The organism is Streptomyces sp. (assembly GCF_019510245.1).
In the GTDB taxonomy this organism is placed as follows: domain Bacteria; phylum Actinomycetota; class Actinomycetes; order Streptomycetales; family Streptomycetaceae; genus Streptomyces.
Window position 1 is genome coordinate 37,386 of sequence record NZ_JAEKKT010000148.1, and the last position, 19,799, is coordinate 57,184.

A 19,799-nucleotide genomic window follows, 5' to 3' on the forward strand; every position below is an offset into this window, starting at 1 on the left:
GTAGAACATCCTGCGGAGGTTCAGCCGCCGAACTCCTGGAGGCCCTTCAGGGCCTGGTCCAGGAGCGCCTGGCGGCCCTCCAGCTCACGCTCCAGCTTCTCCGCCTTCGACGCGTTGCCCTGGGCGCGGGCCTGCTCGATCTGCGTATGCAGCTTGTCGACGGCGGCCTGCAGCTGGCCGGTCAGGCCCGCGGCACGCGCGCGTGCCTCCGGGTTGGTCCGGCGCCACTCGGCCTCCTCGGCCTCCTGGATGGCCCGGTCGACCGTGTGCATCCGGCCCTCGACCTTCGGACGCGCGTCGCGCGGCACGTGGCCGATGGCCTCCCACCGCTCGTTGATCGAGCGGAAGGCGGACCGCGCGGACTTCAAGTCCGTGATGGGCAGGAGCTTCTCGGCCTCGGCGGCCAGCTCCTCCTTCAGCTTCAGGTTCTCCGTCTGCTCCGCGTCCCGCTCCGCGAAGGCGGACCCGCGCGCCGCGAAGAACACGTCCTGGGCGCCGCGGAAGCGGTTCCACAGGTCGTCCTCGTGCTCGCGCTGGGCGCGGCCGACGGCCTTCCACTCGGCCATCAGCTCGCGGTAGCGCGCGGCCGTCGGACCCCAGTCCGTCGAGTCCGACAGCGACTCGGCCTCGGCGACCAGCTTCTCCTTGGCCTTGCGGGCGTCCTCGCGCTGGGCGTCCAGCTGCGCGAAGTGCGCCTTGCGGCGCTTGGAGAACGCCGAGCGGGCGTGCGAGAAGCGGTGCCACAGCTCGTCGTCCGACTTGCGGTCGAGACGCGGCAGGCCCTTCCACGTGTCCACCAGGGACCGCAGCCGCTCACCGGCCGCCCGCCACTGGTCGGACTGCGCCAGCTGCTCCGCCTCGGCGACCAGGTCCTCCTTGGCCTGGCGGGCCTGGTCGGACTGCTTGGCACGCTGCGCCCTGCGCTCCTCGCGGCGCGAGTCCACGGTCTTCACCAGCTCGCCGAGCCGGGTGCGCAGCGCCTCCAGGTCACCGACCGCGTGGTGCGCCTCCACCTGCTCGCGCAGGTGCTCGATGGCGGCCTGGGCGTCCTTCGCGGACAGGTCGGTGGTCTGTACTCGCTTTTCGAGGAGGCCGATCTCGACAACCAGGCCCTCGTACTTGCGCTCGAAGTAGGCCAGCGCCTCCTCGGGGGAGCCGGCCTGCCAGGACCCGACGACCTGCTCGCCGTCGGCCGTACGCACGTACACGGTCCCCGTCTCGTCGACGCGGCCCCACGGGTCGCTGCTCACAGCGCCTCCTCCACATGATGCCCGCGAGGGGCCTCAGCGCCCCCGGGCATCGTCCACAGTTTCGTCACGGCCAACATAGGCGACCGGCGGGTTGCCTGTCCGCATCCCGCGCGACCGAAATTTCGCAGTTCGTGGTCAGGATTTCGTGACCGTGGCCTTGTTGATCACGACCGTTGCGTTCGGGGCTCCGTCACCCTGTCCCGTGCTCTCACCCGCGGCGGCGATTTTCTTGAGGATCTTCAGGCCGGCGGCGTCGACCGTGCCGAACGGGGTGTAGCTGGCCGGCAACTGGCTGTCCTGGTAGACCAGGAAGAACTGGCTGCCGCCGGTGTGCTTCTGGCCCGTGTTGGCCATCGCGACGGTGCCCGCCGGGTAGACACCGCCCTTCAGACTCGTGTCCTTCAGGTTCTCGTCAGGGATCGTGTACCCCGGACCGCCGCTTCCGGTACCCGTCGGGTCGCCGCACTGCAGCACGTAGATGCCGTTGGTGGTGAGCCGGTGGCACTTGGTGTGGTCGAAGTAGCCCTTCGACGCGAGGAAGTCGAACGAGTTCACGGTGTGCGGGGCCGCCGACGTCTTCAGCGCGATGCCGATGTCGCCGCAGGTCGTCGACAGCGTCATCGTGTACTTCGCCGACGTGTCGATCGTCATCGCCGGCTCCTTCTTCCAGCTCATCTTCTTCACCGAGCCGGCCGCGGCCTTCTCGCACGGGTCAGGAGCCTTGCTGGGCGAGGCGGAGGCGCTGGGAGTCGTCTCCGAACCGGCGTTCACCTTGTCGTCGTTGCCCTTCAGCGCACCGGTCGTGTAGAGCGTGACTCCCACGATCACGACCACGCCGAGCACCGAAGCGATCACCGAGTTGCGCATGCGTGTCTTGCGCCGTGCGCTGGTACGCCGTTGCTGCTGCCGCAAGAACTTCTCCCGGGCGAGCTGACGCCGCCGCTGCTCCTGGCTGACCACCGGGTTCTCTCCTCATGCGTGTCGTGTGTCGACCGGTACGCGTGCGTCCTGTGCGCTGTGTGAGCCGACTGCTGCGTGTAGCCCCGTACCGTATATGGGTTCGCTGAGGAAACGGCAGCGCCGGTAGGCTCTGGACCACAGCTTGCAGCCACCCGAACCGACACAACGAAGGACGATCGTGCTCATTGCCGGGTTCCCCGCCGGGGCCTGGGGGACGAACTGTTATCTCGTCGCCCCCGCCGCCGGTGCGGAGTGCGTGATCATCGACCCCGGCCACCAGGCCGCCGAAGGCGTCGAGGAAGCACTGCGGAAGCATCGGCTCAAGCCCGTCGCCGTCGTCCTCACTCACGGCCACATCGACCACGTGGCCTCGGTCGTCCCCGTCTGCGGAGCGCACGGCGTACCGGCCTGGATCCACCCCGAGGACCGGTACATGATGAGCGATCCCGAGAAGGCGCTCGGCCGGTCCATCGGCATGCCGCTGATGGGCGAGCTGACGGTGGGGGAGCCGGACGACGTCTTCGAACTGACCGACGGCGCGAAGCTGGAGCTGGCCGGACTCGAACTCTCCGTCGCGCACGCGCCGGGCCATACCAGGGGGTCGGTGACCTTCCAGATGCCGGAGACGGCCGACATTCCGTCGGTCTTCTTCTCGGGCGATCTGCTCTTCGCCGGCTCCATCGGACGCACGGACCTGCCGGGCGGCTCCATGGACGACATGCTGGCCTCGGTGGCCCGCGTGTGCCTGCCGCTCGACGACTCCACCGTGGTGCTGTCCGGCCACGGCCCCCAGACGACCATCGGCCAGGAGCGCGCCACCAACGCCTACTTGCGGCGGGTGGCCGCCGGCCAGGGAGCGACGGACGCTCCCCGACGAGGAATGTGACGAGAGACCTCCCGTGAGCACCTTTCAGGCCCCCAAGGGCACCTACGACCTGATCCCGCCGGACTCCGCCAAGTACCTCGCCGTCCGCGAGGCGATCGCCGCGCCGCTGCGCAACTCCGGCTACGGCTACATCGAGACCCCGGGCTTCGAGAACGTCGAGCTCTTCGCGCGCGGTGTCGGTGAGTCCACCGACATCGTCACGAAGGAGATGTACGCGTTCGAGACGAAGGGCGGCGACAGGCTGGCCCTGCGTCCCGAGGGCACGGCCTCCGTGCTGCGCGCCGCACTGGAGGCGAACCTCCACAAGTCCGGCAACCTCCCCGTCAAGCTCTGGTACTCCGGCTCGTACTACCGCTACGAGCGCCCGCAGAAGGGCCGTTACCGCCACTTCTCGCAGGTCGGTGCGGAGGCGATCGGCGCCGAGGACCCGGCGCTGGACGCCGAGCTGATCATCCTCGCCGACCAGGCGTACCGCTCGCTGGGGCTGCGCGACTTCCGCATCCTGCTGAACAGCCTGGGCGACAAGGAGTGCCGCCCGGTCTACCGTGCGGCTCTCCAGGACTTCCTGCGCGGCCTGGACCTGGACGAGGACACCCTGCGCCGGGCCGAGATCAACCCCCTGCGCGTCCTGGACGACAAGCGCGAGTCGGTCCAGAAGCAGTTGGGCGACGCGCCTCTCCTCCGTGACTACCTGTGCGACGCCTGCAAGGCGTACCACGAGGAGGTCCGCGAGCTGATCACGGCGGCGGGCGTCGCCTTCGAGGACGACCCGAAGCTGGTCCGCGGCCTGGACTACTACACCCGCACCACCTTCGAGTTCGTCCACGACGGTCTGGGCTCCCAGTCCGCGGTGGGCGGCGGCGGCCGCTACGACGGCCTCTCCGAGATGATCGGCGGGCCCGCGCTGCCGTCCGTCGGCTGGGCCCTGGGCGTGGACCGCACGGTGCTGGCGCTGGAGGCCGAGGGCGTCGAACTGGACATCCCGTCCGCCACCAGCGTCTTCGCGGTACCGCTCGGCGAGGAGGCACGCCGCGTGCTCTTCGCGAAGGTCACGGAGCTGCGCCGGGTGGGCATCGCGGCGGACTTCTCCTACGGCGCCAAGGGCCTCAAGGGCGCCATGAAGAACGCCAACCGCAGCGGCGCCCGCTACACGATCGTCGCCGGTGAACGGGATCTCGCGGAGGGCGTGGTCCAGCTGAAGGACATGGAGTCCGGCGAGCAGTCCGCGGTGGGTGTGAACGAGATCGTCGCGGAGCTGGAGTCGAGGCTCGGCTAGCGGGACCGGGTGGCCGGTCGCCCCCGCCACCGGCCGGTCAACTCGCCGAGAACTGGGCGCAGTTGACCGGCACGGTAAACGCTTGGCGATGTCTCCGAACAGGTGTGCGTGGCCTCCCTATGCTGCGCGCATGAAACTCTTCCGGTCGCGCGACCGCGTGGACACCCCACCCCCGGCGGGCTCTCCCCTGCACCTGGCGAACGACCACTTCCGGGCCGGGCGGTACGCCGAGGCGGCGGCCGAGGCGCGGGCGGTGGCCGAGGGCGATCCCCGGCACGCTCCGCCGGCTCGGAGCATCGTCGCGACGGCCCTGGGCGCCCAGGGCCGTCATGCCGAGGCCCTCGCCGAGTACGACGCGCTGCTGCCCGTCTTCGGCAGGAAATACGGCGCCGAACACCTGCTGACGCTGCAACTGCGCTCGAACCGCGCCCAGACGCTGATCGCGCTCGACCGGTACGCCGAGTGCGAGGTGGAGTGCGCCGCCGTCGCCCGGGCCGCGGTCCGCGGCACCGGACCGCAGATCCCGATCCTGGCGGGAGCCGCCCGCAACGGACAGATCTACGCCGTCAACGCACAGGGCCGGCACGAGGAGGCCGAGGCGCTCGCCCGCGACGCCCTGACCGCCCGTGACTCGCCCGACCGGCTCACCCTGGCCCTGCGGCTCGGCCTGGCCCGCAGTCTCAACGGGCAGGCCCGCCACGAGGAGGCCCTCACGGAGGCGCAGCGCGCCGAAGATCTGCAGCGGAGTCTGTCCGAGGCCCAGCGCCGCCCGGAGACCGGTGCCGTCGAACTGGCCACGGCCACCGCCCTCGTGGGGCTGGGCCGCAGCGCCGAGGCCCGCCCGCTGGTGGTGGCCGCCCGGGACGCCTGCGTCGCCGCCTTCGGGCCGGACCACTACCGCGTCGCCGAGGCCCGGGCCCTGCTCGACCGCATCGACGGCGCCTGACCGGACGTGCGTCACCGGTCGAGCAGCCCGCACTGCATGGCGCCGGTGGCGGCCGCCGTGCGGTCGGACACGCCCAACTTGCAGCTCGCGGACCGTCAACTCGGCGGGCGCCGATTCGTCCTGCCAGACGATGCCCACCCGGGACCGCCACGCGCGCGTGCCCGTCGCCGGGTCCGCGCCCGGGTCCGACACCTCGGCCGCGTCCCGGCCCCGGTCGCCCTGGAGGATCTCCACCGTCGTGCTCTTGCCCGCCCCGCCCCGCCGGATGCCCAGGTCGATGCCGTCCACCGCGGTCACGCCGCCGTACCGCTTGCGCGGTCCGCGGACGTCCACCCCGAGTTCGTACCCGTGTGCTGTCATGGCCCCGAGCATCGGCCGGAACCGAGCTTTCCGGGACGACCGTGCGTACTTCCTTATGTCCACCGAACGGTGGGCAGGGCGCCTCGTGCGGCACAATGGCCCCTGCCCGAAGAAGTTCCAACTCTCAAACAGACGGAATCGGCGTGATGAGCAAGACGACAGTCAAGGACGTCTCCACCGAGCCCGAGCCCGAGCACGCCTCCGCGGCAGCGCGGACCGAGGGCGGCAGCCGCGCCTTCGCGCTGCTGCTGATCATCACCGGCGCCGCCGGACTGCTCGCCGCGTGGGTCATCACGATCGACAAGTTCAAGCTGCTGGAAGCGAAGGTCGAGGGCAAGACGTTCACCCCCGGGTGCAGCCTCAACCCGGTGGTCTCCTGCGGCAGCGTCATGGAGTCCAAGCAGGCCGCCGCCTTCGGCTTCCCGAACCCGATGCTCGGCCTGGTCTGCTACGGCATCGTCATCTGCGTCGGCATGAGCCTGCTGGCCCGCGCCCGCTTCCCGCGCTGGTACTGGCTGACCTTCAACTTCGGCACGCTCTTCGGCGTGGGCTTCTGCACCTGGCTGCAGTTCCAGTCCCTGTACCGGATCAACGCGCTGTGCCTGTGGTGCTCGCTGGCCTGGGTCGCCACCATCACCATGTTCTGGTACGTGACCTCCTTCAACATCCGCAAGGGCTTCCTGCCGACCCCGAAGTGGCTGAAGTCGTTCTTCGGCGAGTTCACCTGGGTGCTGCCGGTCCTGCACATCGGCATCATCGGCATGCTGATCCTGACCCGCTGGTGGGACTTCTGGACCAGCTGACGACCGGGGCCGCCGGCGGCCCCGGCCGGATTGTCAGTGCCGTGACTTAGGGTTTCAGCGTGGAACCCGACCTGTTCACCGCCGCCGCAGAAGAACGCCAGGAGAAGGACCCGACCGGCAGCCCCCTGGCGGTGCGGATGCGCCCGCGCACCCTCGACGAGGTGGTGGGCCAGCAGCATCTGCTCAAGCCGGGATCCCCGCTGCGCAGACTGGTCGGCGCGGGCTCCGGCGGCCCGGCCGGACCGTCCTCCGTGATCCTCTGGGGGCCGCCCGGTACCGGCAAGACGACCCTCGCGTACGTCGTCTCCAAGGCGACCGACAAGCGGTTCGTGGAGCTCTCGGCGATCACCGCCGGCGTCAAGGAGGTCCGCGCGGTCATCGACGGCGCCCGCCGGGCCACCGGGGGCTACGGCAAGGAGACCGTCCTCTTCCTGGACGAGATCCACCGCTTCAGCAAGGCCCAGCAGGACTCCCTGCTCCCGGCCGTCGAGAACCGCTGGGTCACCCTGATCGCCGCGACCACCGAGAACCCGTACTTCTCGGTGATCTCCCCGCTCCTGTCCCGCTCCCTGCTCCTCACCCTCGAACCGCTCACCGACGACGACGTCCGCGGCCTGCTGCGCCGTGCCCTCACCGACGAGCGGGGCCTGAAGGACGCCGTCGCCCTCCCCGGGGACACCGAGGAGCACCTGCTGCGCATCGCCGGCGGCGACGCCCGCCGCGCCCTGACCGCCCTGGAGGCCGCCGCCGGGGCCGCCCTCGACAAGGGCGAGACGGAGATCGGCCTGGCGACCCTGGAGGAGGTCGTCGACCGGGCCGCGGTGAAGTACGACCGCGACGGTGACCAGCACTACGACGTCGCCAGCGCCCTGATCAAGTCCATCAGGGGGTCGGACGTCGACGCGGCCCTGCACTACCTGGCCCGGATGATCGAGGCCGGGGAGGACCCCCGCTTCATCGCCCGCCGTCTGATGATCTCGGCGAGCGAGGACATCGGCCTCGCCGACCCGAACGCCCTGCCCATAGCCGTGGCCGCCGCCCAGGCCGTCGCCATGATCGGCTTCCCCGAGGCCGCCCTCACCCTCAGCCATGCCACCATCGCCCTCGCCCTGGCCCCCAAGTCCAACTCCGCGACCACCGCGATCGGCGCCGCCCTGGAGGACGTCCGCAAGGGCCTGGCCGGACAGGTGCCCCCGCACCTGCGCGACGGCCACTACAAGGGCGCCGCCAAGCTGGGCCACGCGCAGGGCTACGTCTACCCGCACGACCTGCCCGAGGGCATCGCCGAGCAGCAGTACGCCCCGGACACCGTCAGGGACCGGGAGTACTACACCCCGACCCGGCACGGCGCCGAGGCGCGGTACGCCGACGCGGTCGAGTGGACCAGGAAGCACCTCGGTCGCAGGCGGTCCTGAGCAGCCTGTAGACTGCCCGGAAGCGCCGAGTCCCGCGCAGTCAGAGCGGGACAGCCGGCCGGAACCCCCGCGAGGGGGCTCCAGGAGCGTCGCGCACCGTCGAACGGTGTCGCGGGCAGCCCACCACCACTCGCCGCACGGCGGAATCGGTCGGTGGGCCACTCGCGTGCTGCACGTATGTGCCCAGACCAGGGGAGCGGCTGCCCACCAGGCCCGGCAACGGGTTGTGGAGGGTTTCCCCGGCTGCGGATTGCGACCTCCCTCAACCCTGACGAGCCGAATAGTCAGAAGGAAGAAAGAGACAGTGGCGAACCAGTCCCGCCCCAAGGTCAAGAAGTCGCGTGCCCTCGGCATCGCGCTGACCCCGAAGGCCGTCAAGTACTTCGAGGCCCGCCCCTACCCGCCGGGTGAGCACGGTCGCGGTCGCAAGCAGAACTCGGACTACAAGGTCCGTCTGCTGGAGAAGCAGCGTCTGCGCGCGCAGTACGACATCTCCGAGCGTCAGCTGGTCCGTGCCTACGAGCGTGCCTCCAAGGTGCAGGGCAAGACCGGTGAGGCCCTGATCGTCGAGCTGGAGCGCCGCCTCGACGCGCTGGTCCTGCGTTCGGGCATCGCCCGCACGATCTACCAGGCCCGCCAGATGGTCGTCCACGGCCACATCCAGGTCAACGGCCAGAAGACCGACAAGCCGTCCTTCCGGGTCCGCCCGGACGACGTCGTGCAGGTCCGCGACCGTTCCAAGGACAAGACGCTCTTCCAGATCGCCCGTGAGGGCGGCTTCGCCCCCGACGGCGAGACCCCCCGCTACCTGCAGGTGAACCTCAAGGCCCTGGCGTTCCGCCTGGACCGCGAGCCGAACCGCAAGGAAGTTCCGGTCATCTGCGACGAGCAGCTCGTCGTCGAGTACTACGCCCGCTGATCACCGGCCGGGTGTAGCACCTCAGCGTCAGCCCGCCGTCTCCCCGCCCTTCCGGGCGGGCGAGGCGGCGGGCTTCCGCATGTGTGTGCTCGGTCCGTACGACCGCTTCCCACAACTCCGCTCTCCGCGCGCGCTAATCCGGTACGGACCCCGAGCCCCGGCGCGATAGGCTCGGTGCAGACTTTTCGTGGTAGATCCACGTTGATCCACGGAGGAGTTGATCCACGTGGTCCGGGACGAGACAGGGAGCGGGTGCGCGCGGTGTCCGGTGGAGAGGTGGCCGGGATCCTGGTGGCCGTCTTCTGGGCGATCCTGGTCTCCTTCCTCGCGGTGGCTCTCGTGAGGCTGGCCCAGACGCTCAAGGCGACCACCAAGCTGGTGGCGGACGTGACCGACCAGGCCGTCCCGCTGCTCGCCGACGCCTCCGCGGCCGTACGCTCCGCGCAGACCCAGATCGACCGGGTCGACGCGATCGCCTCCGACGTCCAGGAGGTCACGTCCAACGCCTCCGCACTGTCCACCACGGTCGCCTCCACCTTCGGCGGCCCGCTGGTCAAGGTCGCGGCCTTCGGCTACGGCGTGCGCCGGGCGCTGGCCGGCCGCAAGGCGGACGTGCCCGTGAAGGAGCCCAGGCGTACGGTGATCGTGGGCCGGACCGTCCCCGCCGCACGTCGGAAGAACCGGGGAAAGTAGGAGCCAGGCCATATGTTCCGCCGTACGTTCTGGTTCACCACCGGTGTCGCCGCCGGAGTGTGGGCCACCACCAAGGTCAACCGCAAGCTGAAGCAGCTGACCCCCGAGAGCCTCGCCGCCACCGCCGCGAACAAGGCCCTGGAGACCGGCCACCGGATCAAGGACCGGGCGGTCGGCTTCGCGCTCGACGTCCGCGACAACATGGCCCAGCGGGAGGAAGAGCTGGGCGACGCGCTGGGCATCAACGCGAATCCCGAGCTCCCCGCGCCCCGGCGGCTCGCCGCCATCGAGAACCGCAGCAACCCGAAGTACGCCGATGACAGGACGACGTACTCGTACAACCGGAATGAGGACCACTGATGGAGTCGGCTGAGATCCGCCGCCGCTGGCTGAGCTTCTACGAGGAGCGCGGGCACACCGTCGTCCCTTCGGCGTCGCTCATCGCGGACGACCCGACTCTGCTCCTCGTCCCGGCCGGCATGGTGCCCTTCAAGCCCTACTTCCTCGGTGAGGTCAAGCCGCCCTGGGCGCGCGCCACCAGCGTGCAGAAGTGCGTGCGCACCCCTGACATCGAAGAGGTCGGCAAGACCACCCGGCACGGCACCTTCTTCCAGATGTGCGGCAACTTCTCCTTCGGCGACTACTTCAAGGAAGGCGCCATCAAGTACGCCTGGGAGCTGCTCACCACGCCCCAGGACAAGGGTGGTTACGGCCTGGAGCCGGACCGGCTGTGGATCACCGTCTACAAGGACGACGACGAGGCCGAGCGCATCTGGCACGAGGTCATCGGCGTGCCCAAGGAGCGCATCCAGCGCCTCGGCATGAAGGACAACTACTGGTCCATGGGCGTCCCCGGCCCGTGCGGCCCGTGTTCCGAGATCAACTACGACCGCGGCCCCGAGTTCGGCGTCGAGGGCGGCCCCGCCGTCAACGACGAGCGGTACGTGGAGATCTGGAACCTGGTCTTCATGCAGTACGAGCGTGGCGAGGGCATCGGCAAGGACAACTTCGAGATCCTCGGCGAGCTGCCCAGCAAGAACATCGACACGGGCCTCGGCCTGGAGCGTCTCGCCATGATTCTGCAGGGCGTGCAGAACATGTACGAGATCGACACTTCCATGGCCGTCATCAAGAAGGCCACCGAGCTGACCGGCGTCCACTACGGCGACGCCCACGCCTCGGACGTCTCGCTGCGGGTCGTCACCGACCACATGCGCACGTCGGTCATGCTCATCGGTGACGGCGTCACCCCCGGCAACGAGGGCCGCGGCTACGTGCTGCGCCGCATCATGCGCCGTGCCATCCGCAACATGCGGCTGCTCGGCGCCACCGGTCCGGTCGTCCTCGACCTGATCGACACCGTGATCGCCATGATGGGCCAGCAGTACCCGGAGCTGGTCACCGACCGCGAGCGCATCGAGAAGGTCGCCGTCGCCGAGGAGAACGCCTTCCTCAAGACGCTGAAGGCCGGTACGAACATCCTCGACACCGCCGTCACCGAGACCAAGGAGTCCGGCGGCTCGGTGCTGGCCGGCGACAAGGCGTTCCTGCTCCACGACACCTGGGGCTTCCCGATCGACCTCACCCTCGAAATGGCCGCCGAGCAGGGTCTCTCGGTGGACGAGGAGGGCTTCCGCCGCCTGATGAAGGAGCAGCGGGAGCGCGCCAAGGCCGACGCCCAGGCCAAGAAGACCGGGCACGCCGGCGCCGGCGCCTACCGCGAGATCGCCGACAGGACCGGCGAGACCGACTTCATCGGCTACAGCGACACCGAGGGCGAGACCACCATCGTCGGCATCCTCGTGGACGGCGTCTCCTCGCCGGCCGCCGGTGAGGGCGACGAGGTCGAGATCGTCCTGGACCGCACCCCGTTCTACGCCGAGGGCGGTGGCCAGATCGGCGACACCGGCCGGATCAGGGTCGACTCCGGTGCCGTCATCGAGGTCCGCGACACCCAGAAGCCGGTCCCGGGCGTCTACGTCCACAAGGGCGTCGTCCAGGTCGGCGAGGTCACCGTCGGTGCCAAGGCCCACGCCTCGATCGACTCCCGGCGCCGGACCGCCATCGCCCGCGCCCACTCGGCCACCCACCTCACCCACCAGGCGCTGCGCGACGCCCTCGGCCCGACGGCCGCCCAGGCCGGTTCCGAGAACCAGCCCGGCCGCTTCCGCTTCGACTTCGGCTCGCCGTCCGCCGTTCCGACGGCCGTGATGACCGACGTCGAGCAGAAGATCAACGAGGTGCTCGCCCGCGACCTCGACGTGCGCGCCGACATCATGGGCATCGACGAGGCCAAGAAGCAGGGCGCCATCGCCGAGTTCGGCGAGAAGTACGGCGAGCGGGTCCGTGTGGTGACCATCGGCGACTTCTCCAAGGAGCTGTGCGGCGGCACCCACGTGCACAACACCTCCCAGCTCGGCCTGGTGAAGCTGCTCGGCGAGTCGTCGATCGGCTCGGGTGTCCGTCGTATCGAGGCCCTCGTCGGCGTCGACGCCTACAACTTCCTCGCCCGTGAGCACACGGTCGTCGCCCAGCTCCAGGAGCTGATCAAGGGCCGTCCGGAGGAGCTCCCGGAGAAGGTCTCCGCCATGCTCGGCAAGCTGAAGGACGCCGAGAAGGAGATCGAGAAGTTCCGCGCGGAGAAGGTGCTGCAGGCCGCCGGCGGTCTCGTCGAGTCCGCCAAGGACGTCCGCGGGATCGCCGTGGTGACCGGGCAGGTCCCGGACGGCACCACCGCGGACGACCTGCGCAGGCTGGTCCTCGACGTGCGCGGCCGCATCCAGGGCGGACGCGCCGCCGTGGTCGCCCTGTTCACGGTCAACAACGGCAAGCCGCTCACGGTCATCGCCACCAACGACGCCGCCCGCGACCGCGGCCTCAAGGCCGGTGACCTGGTCCGCGCCGCCGCCAAGGCCCTCGGCGGCGGCGGTGGCGGCAAGCCGGACGTCGCCCAGGGCGGCGGCCAGAACCCGGCCGCGGTCGGCGAGGCCATCGACGCCGTCGAACGCCTCGTGACCGAGTCCGCCAAGTAAGGAAACGGTCGGAAATGCGCAAAGGACGTCGACTCGCGATCGACGTCGGGGACGCCCGGATCGGGGTCGCCTCGTGCGACCCCGACGGGATCCTCGCCACCCCGGTCGAGACGGTCCCCGGCCGCGACATCCCGGCGGCCCACCGCAGGCTGCGGCAGCTGGTCGAGGAGTACGAACCGGTCGAGGTCGTCGTCGGGCTCCCGCGCTCTCTCAAGGGAGGCGAGGGCCCGGCCGCCGTCAAGGTCCGGGCCTTCGCCCAGGAGCTCGCCCAGGGCGTCAAACCGGTGCCGGTCCGGCTGGTCGACGAGCGGATGACGACCGTGACGGCCAGTCAGGGGCTGCGCGCGTCGGGGGTGAAGTCCAAGAAGGGGCGCTCGGTCATCGACCAGGCCGCCGCTGTGATCATCCTCCAGCAGGCGCTGGAATCCGAACGGGTGTCAGGTAAACCACCCGGCGAGGGCGTCGAAGTAGTCATCTGATCGCGATACGGTAACGTTCCGCGCGATGCGATGGTTTTCGAACAGCCACCGCACAGCAAGAGGCGGAACGGTCGGTCGGCCCACCAGCCGCGTGACGCGCCGCCTCGCGGCTCTAGGGGATCGATGACTGAGTATGGCCGGGGCCCAGGCTCCGAACCGTGGCACCCGGAGGACCCGTTGTACGGGGACGACGGGTGGGGAGGACAGCAGGCCCACGTGGGTCAGCAGTCCCCCTACGGCGGCCAGCCGCAGCACTACCCGCAGCAGTCGCAGCAGGAGCAGTACGGCGACTGGGGCCAGCACCCGCAGGGCGGGTACGACCAGCAGCAGTACGCGTACTACGACGAACAGGGCCAACTCCAGTACGCCGACGGGCACGGCCAGCACGCCCACGGGCACGGGCAGCCGCAGTACGACCAACAGTACGTCGGCCATGCCCCGCAGCAGTACCACCAGGGCACCTGGGACGCGACCGGCACCCACGGCCACGTCCCCTACGCCGCCGACCCGGGCGACCCCTACGGGCAGCAGCCCGTGGCCTACGGCGCCGAACAGCCCGACTTCTACGGCACCGAGGACGCCTACCCGCCCCCGGAGCCGCCCGGCCGCCGGCGCCCCGAGCCGGAACCGCAGCCGGAGCCGGCCGTCGAGGAGGAGGAAGAGCAGCACCCCTTCTTCACAGGCGCCGACGACGATGACGACGACGGGGACGACGACCCGAAAGGGCGCCGCGGTGGTGGCCGCGGCAAGGACGCCAAGGGGGGCAAGGGCGCCAAGAAACGCCGCAGCGGCTGTGCCTGCCTGGTGGTCTGCCTGGTCTTCGGCGGCGGCGCGGCCACCGTCGGCTACTTCGGCTGGCACTTCTACCAAAATCGTTTCGGCGCGGCCCCGGACTACGCGGGCGGCGGCACCGCCGAGACCGTGACCGTCCAGATCCCCAAGGGCGCGGGCGGATACGACATCGGCCGTCGGCTGAAGGAGGCCGGTGTCGTCAAGAGCGTCGACGCGTTCGTCCACGCGCAGACGCAGAACCCGAAGGGCAACACGATCCAGGCGGGTGCGTACACCCTCAAGAAGGAGATGTCCGCCGCCAGCTGCGTACTGCTGATGCTCGACCCGAAGAGCCAGGCCAATGTGGTGGTCACCCCCGGCGAGCGTGCGGCGGCCGTCTATGTGGCCCTCGACAAGAAACTCGGCCTTTCCGCCGGCTCCTCCAAGAAGATCGCCAGGGCCGAGTACAAGAACCTCGGCCTGCCGAGCTACGCGAACTCCAACAGCAAGATCATGGACCCGCTGGAAGGATTCCTCTACCCGGGTACCTATCCCGCGGCCAAGGGCATGAAGCCCGACGCGATCCTGAAGCAGATGGTCGCCGCGGCCAAGGAGCAGTACGCCGGCTACGACCTCGAGGCGGAGGCCAAGAAGTACGACCTGGACAGCCCGCTGCAGGTCATCACGGTCGCGAGCCTCGTCCAGGCCGAAGGAAAGACACACGACGACTTCCGCAAGATGGCGGAAGTGATCTACAACCGTCTCAAGCCCACGAACACCGAGACGAACCAGAAGCTGCAATTCGACTCGACCTTCAACTACCTGAAGGGCACCAGCAACATCCACATCAGCGAGTCGGAGATCAACAGCAACAGGGACCCGTACAACACCTACACCCAGAAGGGGCTTCCGCCCGGTCCGATCGGCAACCCCGGCGAGGACGCGCTGAAGGCGGCACTGAATCCGACCGACGACGGCTGGATCTACTTCGTGGCGACCGACGGCCAGAACAACACCGAATTCGCCAAGACCTACGCGGAATTCCAGCAGCTCAAGGAAAAATTCAATGCCAACTCGGGCAACTGACGCCCGCCGGGCCGCCGTGCTCGGTAAGCCCATCGCCCACTCCCTCTCCCCGGTGCTGCACCGGGCCGCGTACGACGAACTCGGGCTCACCGGCTGGTCCTACGAGCGCATCGAGGTCGACGAGGCCGGACTGCCCGGCTTCCTCGGGGCGCTGGGACCGGAGTGGGCGGGGCTGTCGCTGACCATGCCGCTGAAGCGGGCGGTCATCCCGCTGCTCGACGAGGTCAGCGAGACGGCCGCCTCGGTCGACGCGGTCAACACCGTCGTCCTCACCGAGGACGGGCGACGCATCGGTGACAACACCGACATCCCGGGCATGGTCGCCGCGCTCCGTGAGCACGGCATCGAACAGGTCGGCTCCGCCGCCGTCCTCGGTGCCGGTGCCACCGCCTCCTCCGCCCTGGCCGCCCTGGCCCGGATCTGCACCGGCGAGGTCGTCGCCTACGTCCGCAGCGAGGAACGCGCCGCCGAGATGCGGCACTGGGGCGAGCGGCTCGACGTCGAGGTCCGCACCGCCGACTGGGCCGACGCCGAGCAGGCCCTGCACGCCCCGCTGGTGATCGCCACCACCCCCGCGGGCACCACCGACGCCCTCGCGGCAGCCGTGCCGGAGCGCCCCACCACCCTCTTCGACGTCCTCTACCACCCCTGGCCCACCGCTCTGGCTGCCCGCTGGTCCATGTCCGGAGGCGCCGTCGTCAGCGGCCTCGACCTCCTGGTGCACCAGGCCGTGCTGCAGGTCGAACAGATGACCGGCCGCGCCCCGGCGCCGCTGGACGCCATGCGGCGGGCCGGCGAGAAGGCGCTCGCCGAGCGCTGACCTGACAGATCCGCGTCCGTCTGCTGGACCGGGGACCGGGTCGAGGGCCCGGACGTGGGAGGATCGGACATGACGGACCGGGGCCCGCGCACCCGGTCGGCCGTCGCCGTACGCGAGGACGCGCGTACGCAGGGCAGTACCAGGGCGCGAGCACTGAGGAGCATCGTTGAGCAGGCTGCGTTGGCTGACCGCGGGGGAGTCCCACGGTCCCGCACTTGTCGCGACGCTGGAGGGCCTTCCCGCCGGCGTGCCGATCACGACCGAGATGGTCGCCGACCACCTGGAGCGGCGGCGGCTCGGCTACGGCCGCGGTGCGCGCATGAAGTTCGAGCGTGACGAGGTCACCTTCCTCGGCGGTGTCCGGCACGGCCTCACCCTCGGCTCCCCGGTCGCGATCATGGTGGGCAACACCGAGTGGCCCAAGTGGGAGCAGGTCATGGCGGCCGACCCGGTCGACCCCGAGATCCTCGCCGGGCTGGCCCGCAACGCCCCGCTGACCCGGCCCCGTCCCGGCCACGCCGACCTGGCCGGTATGCAGAAGTACGGCTTCGACGAGGCCCGGCCGGTCCTGGAGCGGGCCTCCGCGCGGGAGACCGCGGCCCGGGTGGCGCTCGGCGCCGTCGCCCGGTCCTACCTGAAGGAGACGGCGGGCATCGAGATCGTCTCGCACGTCGTCGAGCTGTGCTCCGTGAAGGCGCCGGCCGGCGTCTACCCCACCCCGGCCGACGTCGAGAAGCTGGACGCCGATCCGCTGCGCTGCCTGGACGCGGACGCGTCGAAGGCGATGGTCGCGGAGGTCGACCAGGCCCACAAGGACGGCGACACCCTCGGCGGTGTGGTGGAGGTGCTGGCGTACGGCGTCCCCGTCGGCCTCGGCTCGCACGTCCACTGGGACCGCAAGCTGGACGCCCGGCTCGCCGGGGCCCTGATGGGCATCCAGGCGATCAAGGGCGTCGAGATCGGCGACGGGTTCGAGCTGGCCCGGGTGCCCGGCTCCCAGGCGCACGACGAGATCGTCGGGACGCCGGAGGGCATCCGCCGGGTCTCCGGCCGGGCCGGCGGCACCGAGGGCGGTCTCTCCACCGGTGAGCTGCTGCGGGTGCGGGCCGCGATGAAGCCGATCGCGACCGTGCCGCGGGCCCTGCGGACCGTGGACGTGGCGACCGGCGAGGCCACCCAGGCCCATCACCAGCGCTCGGACGTGTCGGCTGTCCCGGCCGCCGGGATCGTGGCCGAGGCGATGGTCGCACTCGTCCTGGCGGACGCGGTCGCGGAGAAGTTCGGCGGCGACTCGGTCCCCGAGACCCGGCGGAACGTCCGGTCGTACCTCGAGAACCTGGCCATCCGGTGACCAGCACGCCGAGGGTGGTGCTGGTCGGGCCGATGGGCGTGGGCAAGTCCACGGTCGGGCAGCTGCTCGCCGAGCGGCTCGGGGTCGGCTACCGGGACACCGACGACGACATCGTCGCCACCGAGGGCCGCACCGTCGCCGACATCTTCGTCGCCGAGGGCGAGCCGGTGTTCCGGGAGATCGAGAAGCGGGCGGTGCGGGTGGCGCTGGCCGAGCACGAGGGTGTCCTCGCGCTCGGCGGGGGCGCGATCCTCGACGCGGAGACCCGTGGTCTGCTCGCCGACTGCAGGGTGGTCTACCTCTCGATGGACGTCGAGGAGGCCGTCAAGCGCACCGGCCTGAACGCGGCCCGGCCGCTGCTCGCCATCAACCCGCGCAAGCAGTGGCGCGAGCTGATGGAGGCGCGGCGGCACCTGTACGAGGAGGTCGCCACGGCCGTCGTGGCGACCGACGGCCGTACGCCCGAAGAGGTCACCCAAGTAGCCCTGGACGCACTGGAGTTGAAGGAAGCATGAGCGAGGCAGTCACCCGGATCCAGGTCGGCGGCACGGCGGGCACCGAGCCGTACGAGGTCCTGGTGGGCCGTCAGCTCCTCGGTGAGCTGGGCGGGTTGGTCGGGCACCGGGCGAAGCGGGTGGCCGTGATCCACCCCGAGGCCCTCGCCGAGACCGGCGACGCGCTCCGCGCCGACCTGGCCGGACAGGGCTACGACGCCGTCGCCATCCAGGTGCCCAACGCCGAGGAGGCCAAGACCGCCGAGGTCGCCGCCTACTGCTGGAAGGCGCTCGGCCAGTCCGGCTTCACCCGCTCCGACGTGATCGTCGGTGTGGGCGGCGGTGCCACCACGGACCTCGCCGGTTTCGTGGCCGCGACCTGGCTGCGCGGGGTCCGCTGGATCGCCGTCCCGACGACCGTGATGGCCATGGTCGACGTGGCGGTGGGCGGCAAGACCGGCATCAACACCGCCGAGGGCAAGAACCTGGTCGGCGCCTTCCACCCCCCGGCGGGCGTGCTCTGCGACCTCGCCGCCCTGGACTCGCTCCCCGTCAACGACTACGTCTCCGGGCTCGCCGAGATCATCAAGGCCGGCTTCATCGCCGACCCGGTGATCCTCGAGCTCATCGAGTCCGACCCAGAGGCCGCGCGCACCCCGGCGGGCCCGCACACGGCGGAGCTGATCGAGCGCTCCATCCGGGTGAAGGCGGAGGTCGTCTCCTCCGACCTCAAGGAGTCGGGTCTGCGCGAGATCCTCAACTACGGCCACACGCTCGGCCACGCCATCGAGAAGAACGAGCGCTACAAGTGGCGGCACGGTGCCGCGGTCGCCGTCGGCATGCACTTCGCCGCGGAGCTGGGCCGGCTGGCCGGCCGCCTGGACGACGCGACGGCCGACCGCCACCGTACGGTCCTGGAGTCCGTCGGCCTCCCGCTGCACTACCGCTACGACCAGTGGCCCAAGCTGGTCGAGACGATGAAGGTCGACAAGAAGTCCCGCGGCGACCTGCTCCGCTTCATCGTCCTGGACGGCCTCGCCAAGCCCACCGTCCTGGAGGGCCCTGACCCGGCCGTGCTGCTCGCCGCGTACGGCGAGGTCGGCCAGTAGACCGGCCCTGCCGGACGGGCACTTCGGACCGTCTCCGGCCGTTGCACCAAACGACGACCGGGGGCGGTACCGTTCGGTAACGAGCGCAGCCGAACATGACGAGACGGAGTGGCACCGGATGCAGCACGCAGTGGGATCTCCGCTGCCGCCGCCCCATCAGCCGGGGCAGGGACCGACCGGCTGGCAGCCGGCCGCACAGCACCCGGGAGCGCCGCAGGGCCCCGCGCCCGTGCCGCCGCCACCGCCCGCGCCCCCGCAGCCGCCGCTCCCACCGCTTCCCTCGGCCCCGCCGCCGCCCGACACCACGGGCCACGTACCGCTGCCGCCGGGTGCCCCGGTGGGCATGCCGAGCGCGCTCCCCGCCGCCACGGTCCCCGACTCGACGACCACCACCCTGGCCGTCCTGCTGATCGGGCCGGCCGGCGCGGGCAAGACCAGCGTGGCCAAGTACTGGGCCGACCGCCGCCGGGTCCCCACCGCCCACATCAGCCTCGACGACGTCCGCGAGTGGGTCCGCTCCGGCTTCGCCGACCCCCAGTCCGGGTGGAACGACCACTCCGAGGCCCAGTACCGCCTCGCCCGCCGCACCTGCGGCTTCGCCGCGCGCAACTTCCTCGCCAACGGCATCTCCTGCATCCTCGACGACGCGGTCTTCCCGGACCGCCCGGTCGTCGGCCTCGGCGGCTGGAAGCGCCACGTCGGCCCCGGCCTGCTCCCGGTCGTCCTCCTCCCCGGCCTCGACATCGTCCTGGAGCGCAACGCCGAACGCACCGGCAACCGCCGCCTCACCGACGAAGAGGTGGCCCGCATCCACGGCCGCATGGCCGGCTGGTACGGCTCCGGCCTCCCGATCATCGACAACTCCCAACTCGACGTCCCCCAAACAGCCAGAGTCCTCGACGAGGTCCTCTCCCGAGCAATAGCCAGCCCCCCAACCTGGTAACCCAGAAACGCAGGCAACTGCGCGAACGCCCCCACCGCCCGGCAGCCGGAAACCGACCGGTCTCTCCGGGGGCGCGGGGAACTGCGCGAGTACTCTCCACCGGCGGGCAGCCGGGGTGCGGCCGGTCTTTCCGGGGGGCGCGGGGAACTGCGCGAGTACTCTCCACCGGCGGGCAGCCGGGGTGCGGCCGGTCTTTCCGGGGGGCG

18 protein-coding genes and 1 pseudogene are annotated in these 19,799 nt (G+C 70.7%); 16 read left to right on the top strand and 3 right to left on the bottom strand.

Features of this window, described 5'->3' with window-relative positions; genetic code table 11:
- Positions 1 to 20: 20 nt before the first annotated feature.
- Positions 21 to 1,250 carry a DUF349 domain-containing protein gene (locus JF597_RS26550; RefSeq protein WP_293999676.1) on the bottom strand — a complete coding sequence of 410 codons (1,230 nt, stop codon included), beginning with the start codon at positions 1,248 to 1,250 and terminating at the stop codon, positions 21 to 23.
- A 135-nt stretch (positions 1,251 to 1,385) separates the two neighbouring features.
- Positions 1,386 to 2,210: a peptidylprolyl isomerase gene (locus tag JF597_RS26555; RefSeq protein WP_293999679.1), complete on the bottom strand. Its 825-nt coding sequence runs from the start codon at positions 2,208 to 2,210 to the stop codon at positions 1,386 to 1,388.
- A 178-nt stretch (positions 2,211 to 2,388) separates the two neighbouring features.
- On the opposite strand from JF597_RS26555, the gene JF597_RS26560 reads away from it, so the two are divergent.
- The 3 genes from JF597_RS26560 to JF597_RS26570 all read left to right on the top strand — a co-directional run bounded on the left by JF597_RS26560 (position 2,389) and on the right by JF597_RS26570 (position 5,318).
- On the top strand, positions 2,389 to 3,096 hold the full coding sequence (locus JF597_RS26560; RefSeq protein WP_293999681.1) for an MBL fold metallo-hydrolase: 708 nt from the start codon (positions 2,389 to 2,391) through the stop codon (positions 3,094 to 3,096).
- Positions 3,097 to 3,109: 13 nt separating this feature from the next.
- Positions 3,110 to 4,372 (top strand): histidine--tRNA ligase, encoded by a 1,263-nt coding sequence (gene hisS, locus JF597_RS26565; RefSeq protein ID WP_293999684.1) that lies wholly within the window; start codon positions 3,110 to 3,112, stop codon positions 4,370 to 4,372.
- Positions 4,373 to 4,502: 130 nt separating this feature from the next.
- Positions 4,503 to 5,318, top strand: a complete 816-nt coding sequence (locus JF597_RS26570) for a tetratricopeptide repeat protein (protein WP_293999686.1) — start codon at positions 4,503 to 4,505, stop codon at positions 5,316 to 5,318.
- A gap of 90 nt (positions 5,319 to 5,408) precedes the next feature.
- Here the strand turns inward: JF597_RS26570 and JF597_RS26575 are convergent.
- A pseudogene (locus JF597_RS26575) lies at positions 5,409 to 5,678 on the bottom strand (ABC transporter ATP-binding protein); the annotation flags it as partial.
- A 146-nt stretch (positions 5,679 to 5,824) separates the two neighbouring features.
- Between JF597_RS26575 and JF597_RS26580 the strand changes: the two are divergent.
- From JF597_RS26580 to JF597_RS26640, 13 genes are all read left to right on the top strand, one after another.
- Positions 5,825 to 6,481 carry a vitamin K epoxide reductase family protein gene (locus tag JF597_RS26580; protein ID WP_293999689.1) on the top strand — a complete coding sequence of 219 codons (657 nt, stop codon included), beginning with the start codon at positions 5,825 to 5,827 and terminating at the stop codon, positions 6,479 to 6,481.
- A gap of 59 nt (positions 6,482 to 6,540) precedes the next feature.
- Positions 6,541 to 7,896, top strand: a complete 1,356-nt coding sequence (locus tag JF597_RS26585; RefSeq protein WP_293999691.1) for a replication-associated recombination protein A — start codon at positions 6,541 to 6,543, stop codon at positions 7,894 to 7,896.
- A gap of 304 nt (positions 7,897 to 8,200) precedes the next feature.
- A complete protein-coding gene (rpsD, locus tag JF597_RS26590; protein WP_093505354.1) occupies positions 8,201 to 8,815 on the top strand; it encodes a 30S ribosomal protein S4 in 615 nt (204 codons plus the stop codon).
- Between the two features lie 252 nt (positions 8,816 to 9,067).
- Positions 9,068 to 9,508: a DUF948 domain-containing protein gene (locus JF597_RS26595; RefSeq protein ID WP_089103241.1), complete on the top strand. Its 441-nt coding sequence runs from the start codon at positions 9,068 to 9,070 to the stop codon at positions 9,506 to 9,508.
- A 12-nt stretch (positions 9,509 to 9,520) separates the two neighbouring features.
- A complete protein-coding gene (locus JF597_RS26600; RefSeq protein WP_293999699.1) occupies positions 9,521 to 9,868 on the top strand; it encodes a hypothetical protein in 348 nt (115 codons plus the stop codon).
- Positions 9,868 to 12,540, top strand: a complete 2,673-nt coding sequence (gene alaS / locus JF597_RS26605) for an alanine--tRNA ligase (protein ID WP_293999702.1) — start codon at positions 9,868 to 9,870, stop codon at positions 12,538 to 12,540. Before JF597_RS26600 ends, alaS begins: the two co-directional genes overlap by 1 nt.
- 14 nt (positions 12,541 to 12,554) lie before the next feature.
- Complete coding sequence (gene ruvX, locus JF597_RS26610; RefSeq protein ID WP_293999704.1) at positions 12,555 to 13,019, top strand: Holliday junction resolvase RuvX; 465 nt, start codon at positions 12,555 to 12,557, stop codon at positions 13,017 to 13,019.
- Positions 13,020 to 13,142: 123 nt separating this feature from the next.
- On the top strand, positions 13,143 to 14,876 hold the full coding sequence (gene mltG, locus JF597_RS26615) for an endolytic transglycosylase MltG (RefSeq protein WP_293999706.1): 1,734 nt from the start codon (positions 13,143 to 13,145) through the stop codon (positions 14,874 to 14,876).
- Positions 14,857 to 15,696 (top strand): shikimate dehydrogenase, encoded by an 840-nt coding sequence (locus JF597_RS26620; RefSeq protein ID WP_293999708.1) that lies wholly within the window; start codon positions 14,857 to 14,859, stop codon positions 15,694 to 15,696. The genes mltG and JF597_RS26620 overlap by 20 nt, the downstream gene beginning before the upstream one ends.
- Before the next feature lie 166 nt (positions 15,697 to 15,862).
- Positions 15,863 to 17,047 carry a chorismate synthase gene (gene aroC / locus JF597_RS26625; protein ID WP_293999710.1) on the top strand — a complete coding sequence of 395 codons (1,185 nt, stop codon included), beginning with the start codon at positions 15,863 to 15,865 and terminating at the stop codon, positions 17,045 to 17,047.
- A 32-nt stretch (positions 17,048 to 17,079) separates the two neighbouring features.
- The gene (locus tag JF597_RS26630; protein ID WP_293999719.1) at positions 17,080 to 17,562 is read left to right on the top strand and encodes a shikimate kinase; all 483 of its coding nucleotides are present in this window, start codon (positions 17,080 to 17,082) and stop codon (positions 17,560 to 17,562) included.
- Positions 17,559 to 18,650 carry a 3-dehydroquinate synthase gene (gene aroB, locus JF597_RS26635; RefSeq protein ID WP_293999712.1) on the top strand — a complete coding sequence of 364 codons (1,092 nt, stop codon included), beginning with the start codon at positions 17,559 to 17,561 and terminating at the stop codon, positions 18,648 to 18,650. Before JF597_RS26630 ends, aroB begins: the two co-directional genes overlap by 4 nt.
- 118 nt (positions 18,651 to 18,768) lie before the next feature.
- Positions 18,769 to 19,593 (top strand): Pro-rich N-terminal domain-containing protein, encoded by an 825-nt coding sequence (locus tag JF597_RS26640; protein WP_293999714.1) that lies wholly within the window; start codon positions 18,769 to 18,771, stop codon positions 19,591 to 19,593.
- Positions 19,594 to 19,799: the final 206 nt, after the last annotated feature.

What these genes read in the sequence shown, in the direction of transcription:
- JF597_RS26570 (WP_293999686.1), top strand. Translation starts at nt 4,503, where the DNA reads ATGAAACTCTTCCGGTCGCGCGACCGCGTGGACACCCCACCCCCGGCG.
- JF597_RS26580 (WP_293999689.1), top strand. Translation starts at nt 5,825, where the DNA reads ATGAGCAAGACGACAGTCAAGGACGTCTCCACCGAGCCCGAGCCCGAG.
- JF597_RS26600 (WP_293999699.1), top strand. Translation starts at nt 9,521, where the DNA reads ATGTTCCGCCGTACGTTCTGGTTCACCACCGGTGTCGCCGCCGGAGTG.
- alaS (WP_293999702.1), top strand. Translation starts at nt 9,868, where the DNA reads ATGGAGTCGGCTGAGATCCGCCGCCGCTGGCTGAGCTTCTACGAGGAG.
- ruvX (WP_293999704.1), top strand. Translation starts at nt 12,555, where the DNA reads ATGCGCAAAGGACGTCGACTCGCGATCGACGTCGGGGACGCCCGGATC.
- mltG (WP_293999706.1), top strand. Translation starts at nt 13,143, where the DNA reads ATGACTGAGTATGGCCGGGGCCCAGGCTCCGAACCGTGGCACCCGGAG.
- JF597_RS26620 (WP_293999708.1), top strand. Translation starts at nt 14,857, where the DNA reads ATGCCAACTCGGGCAACTGACGCCCGCCGGGCCGCCGTGCTCGGTAAG.
- JF597_RS26630 (WP_293999719.1), top strand. Translation starts at nt 17,080, where the DNA reads ATGGGCGTGGGCAAGTCCACGGTCGGGCAGCTGCTCGCCGAGCGGCTC.
- aroB (WP_293999712.1), top strand. Translation starts at nt 17,559, where the DNA reads ATGAGCGAGGCAGTCACCCGGATCCAGGTCGGCGGCACGGCGGGCACC.
- JF597_RS26640 (WP_293999714.1), top strand. Translation starts at nt 18,769, where the DNA reads ATGCAGCACGCAGTGGGATCTCCGCTGCCGCCGCCCCATCAGCCGGGG.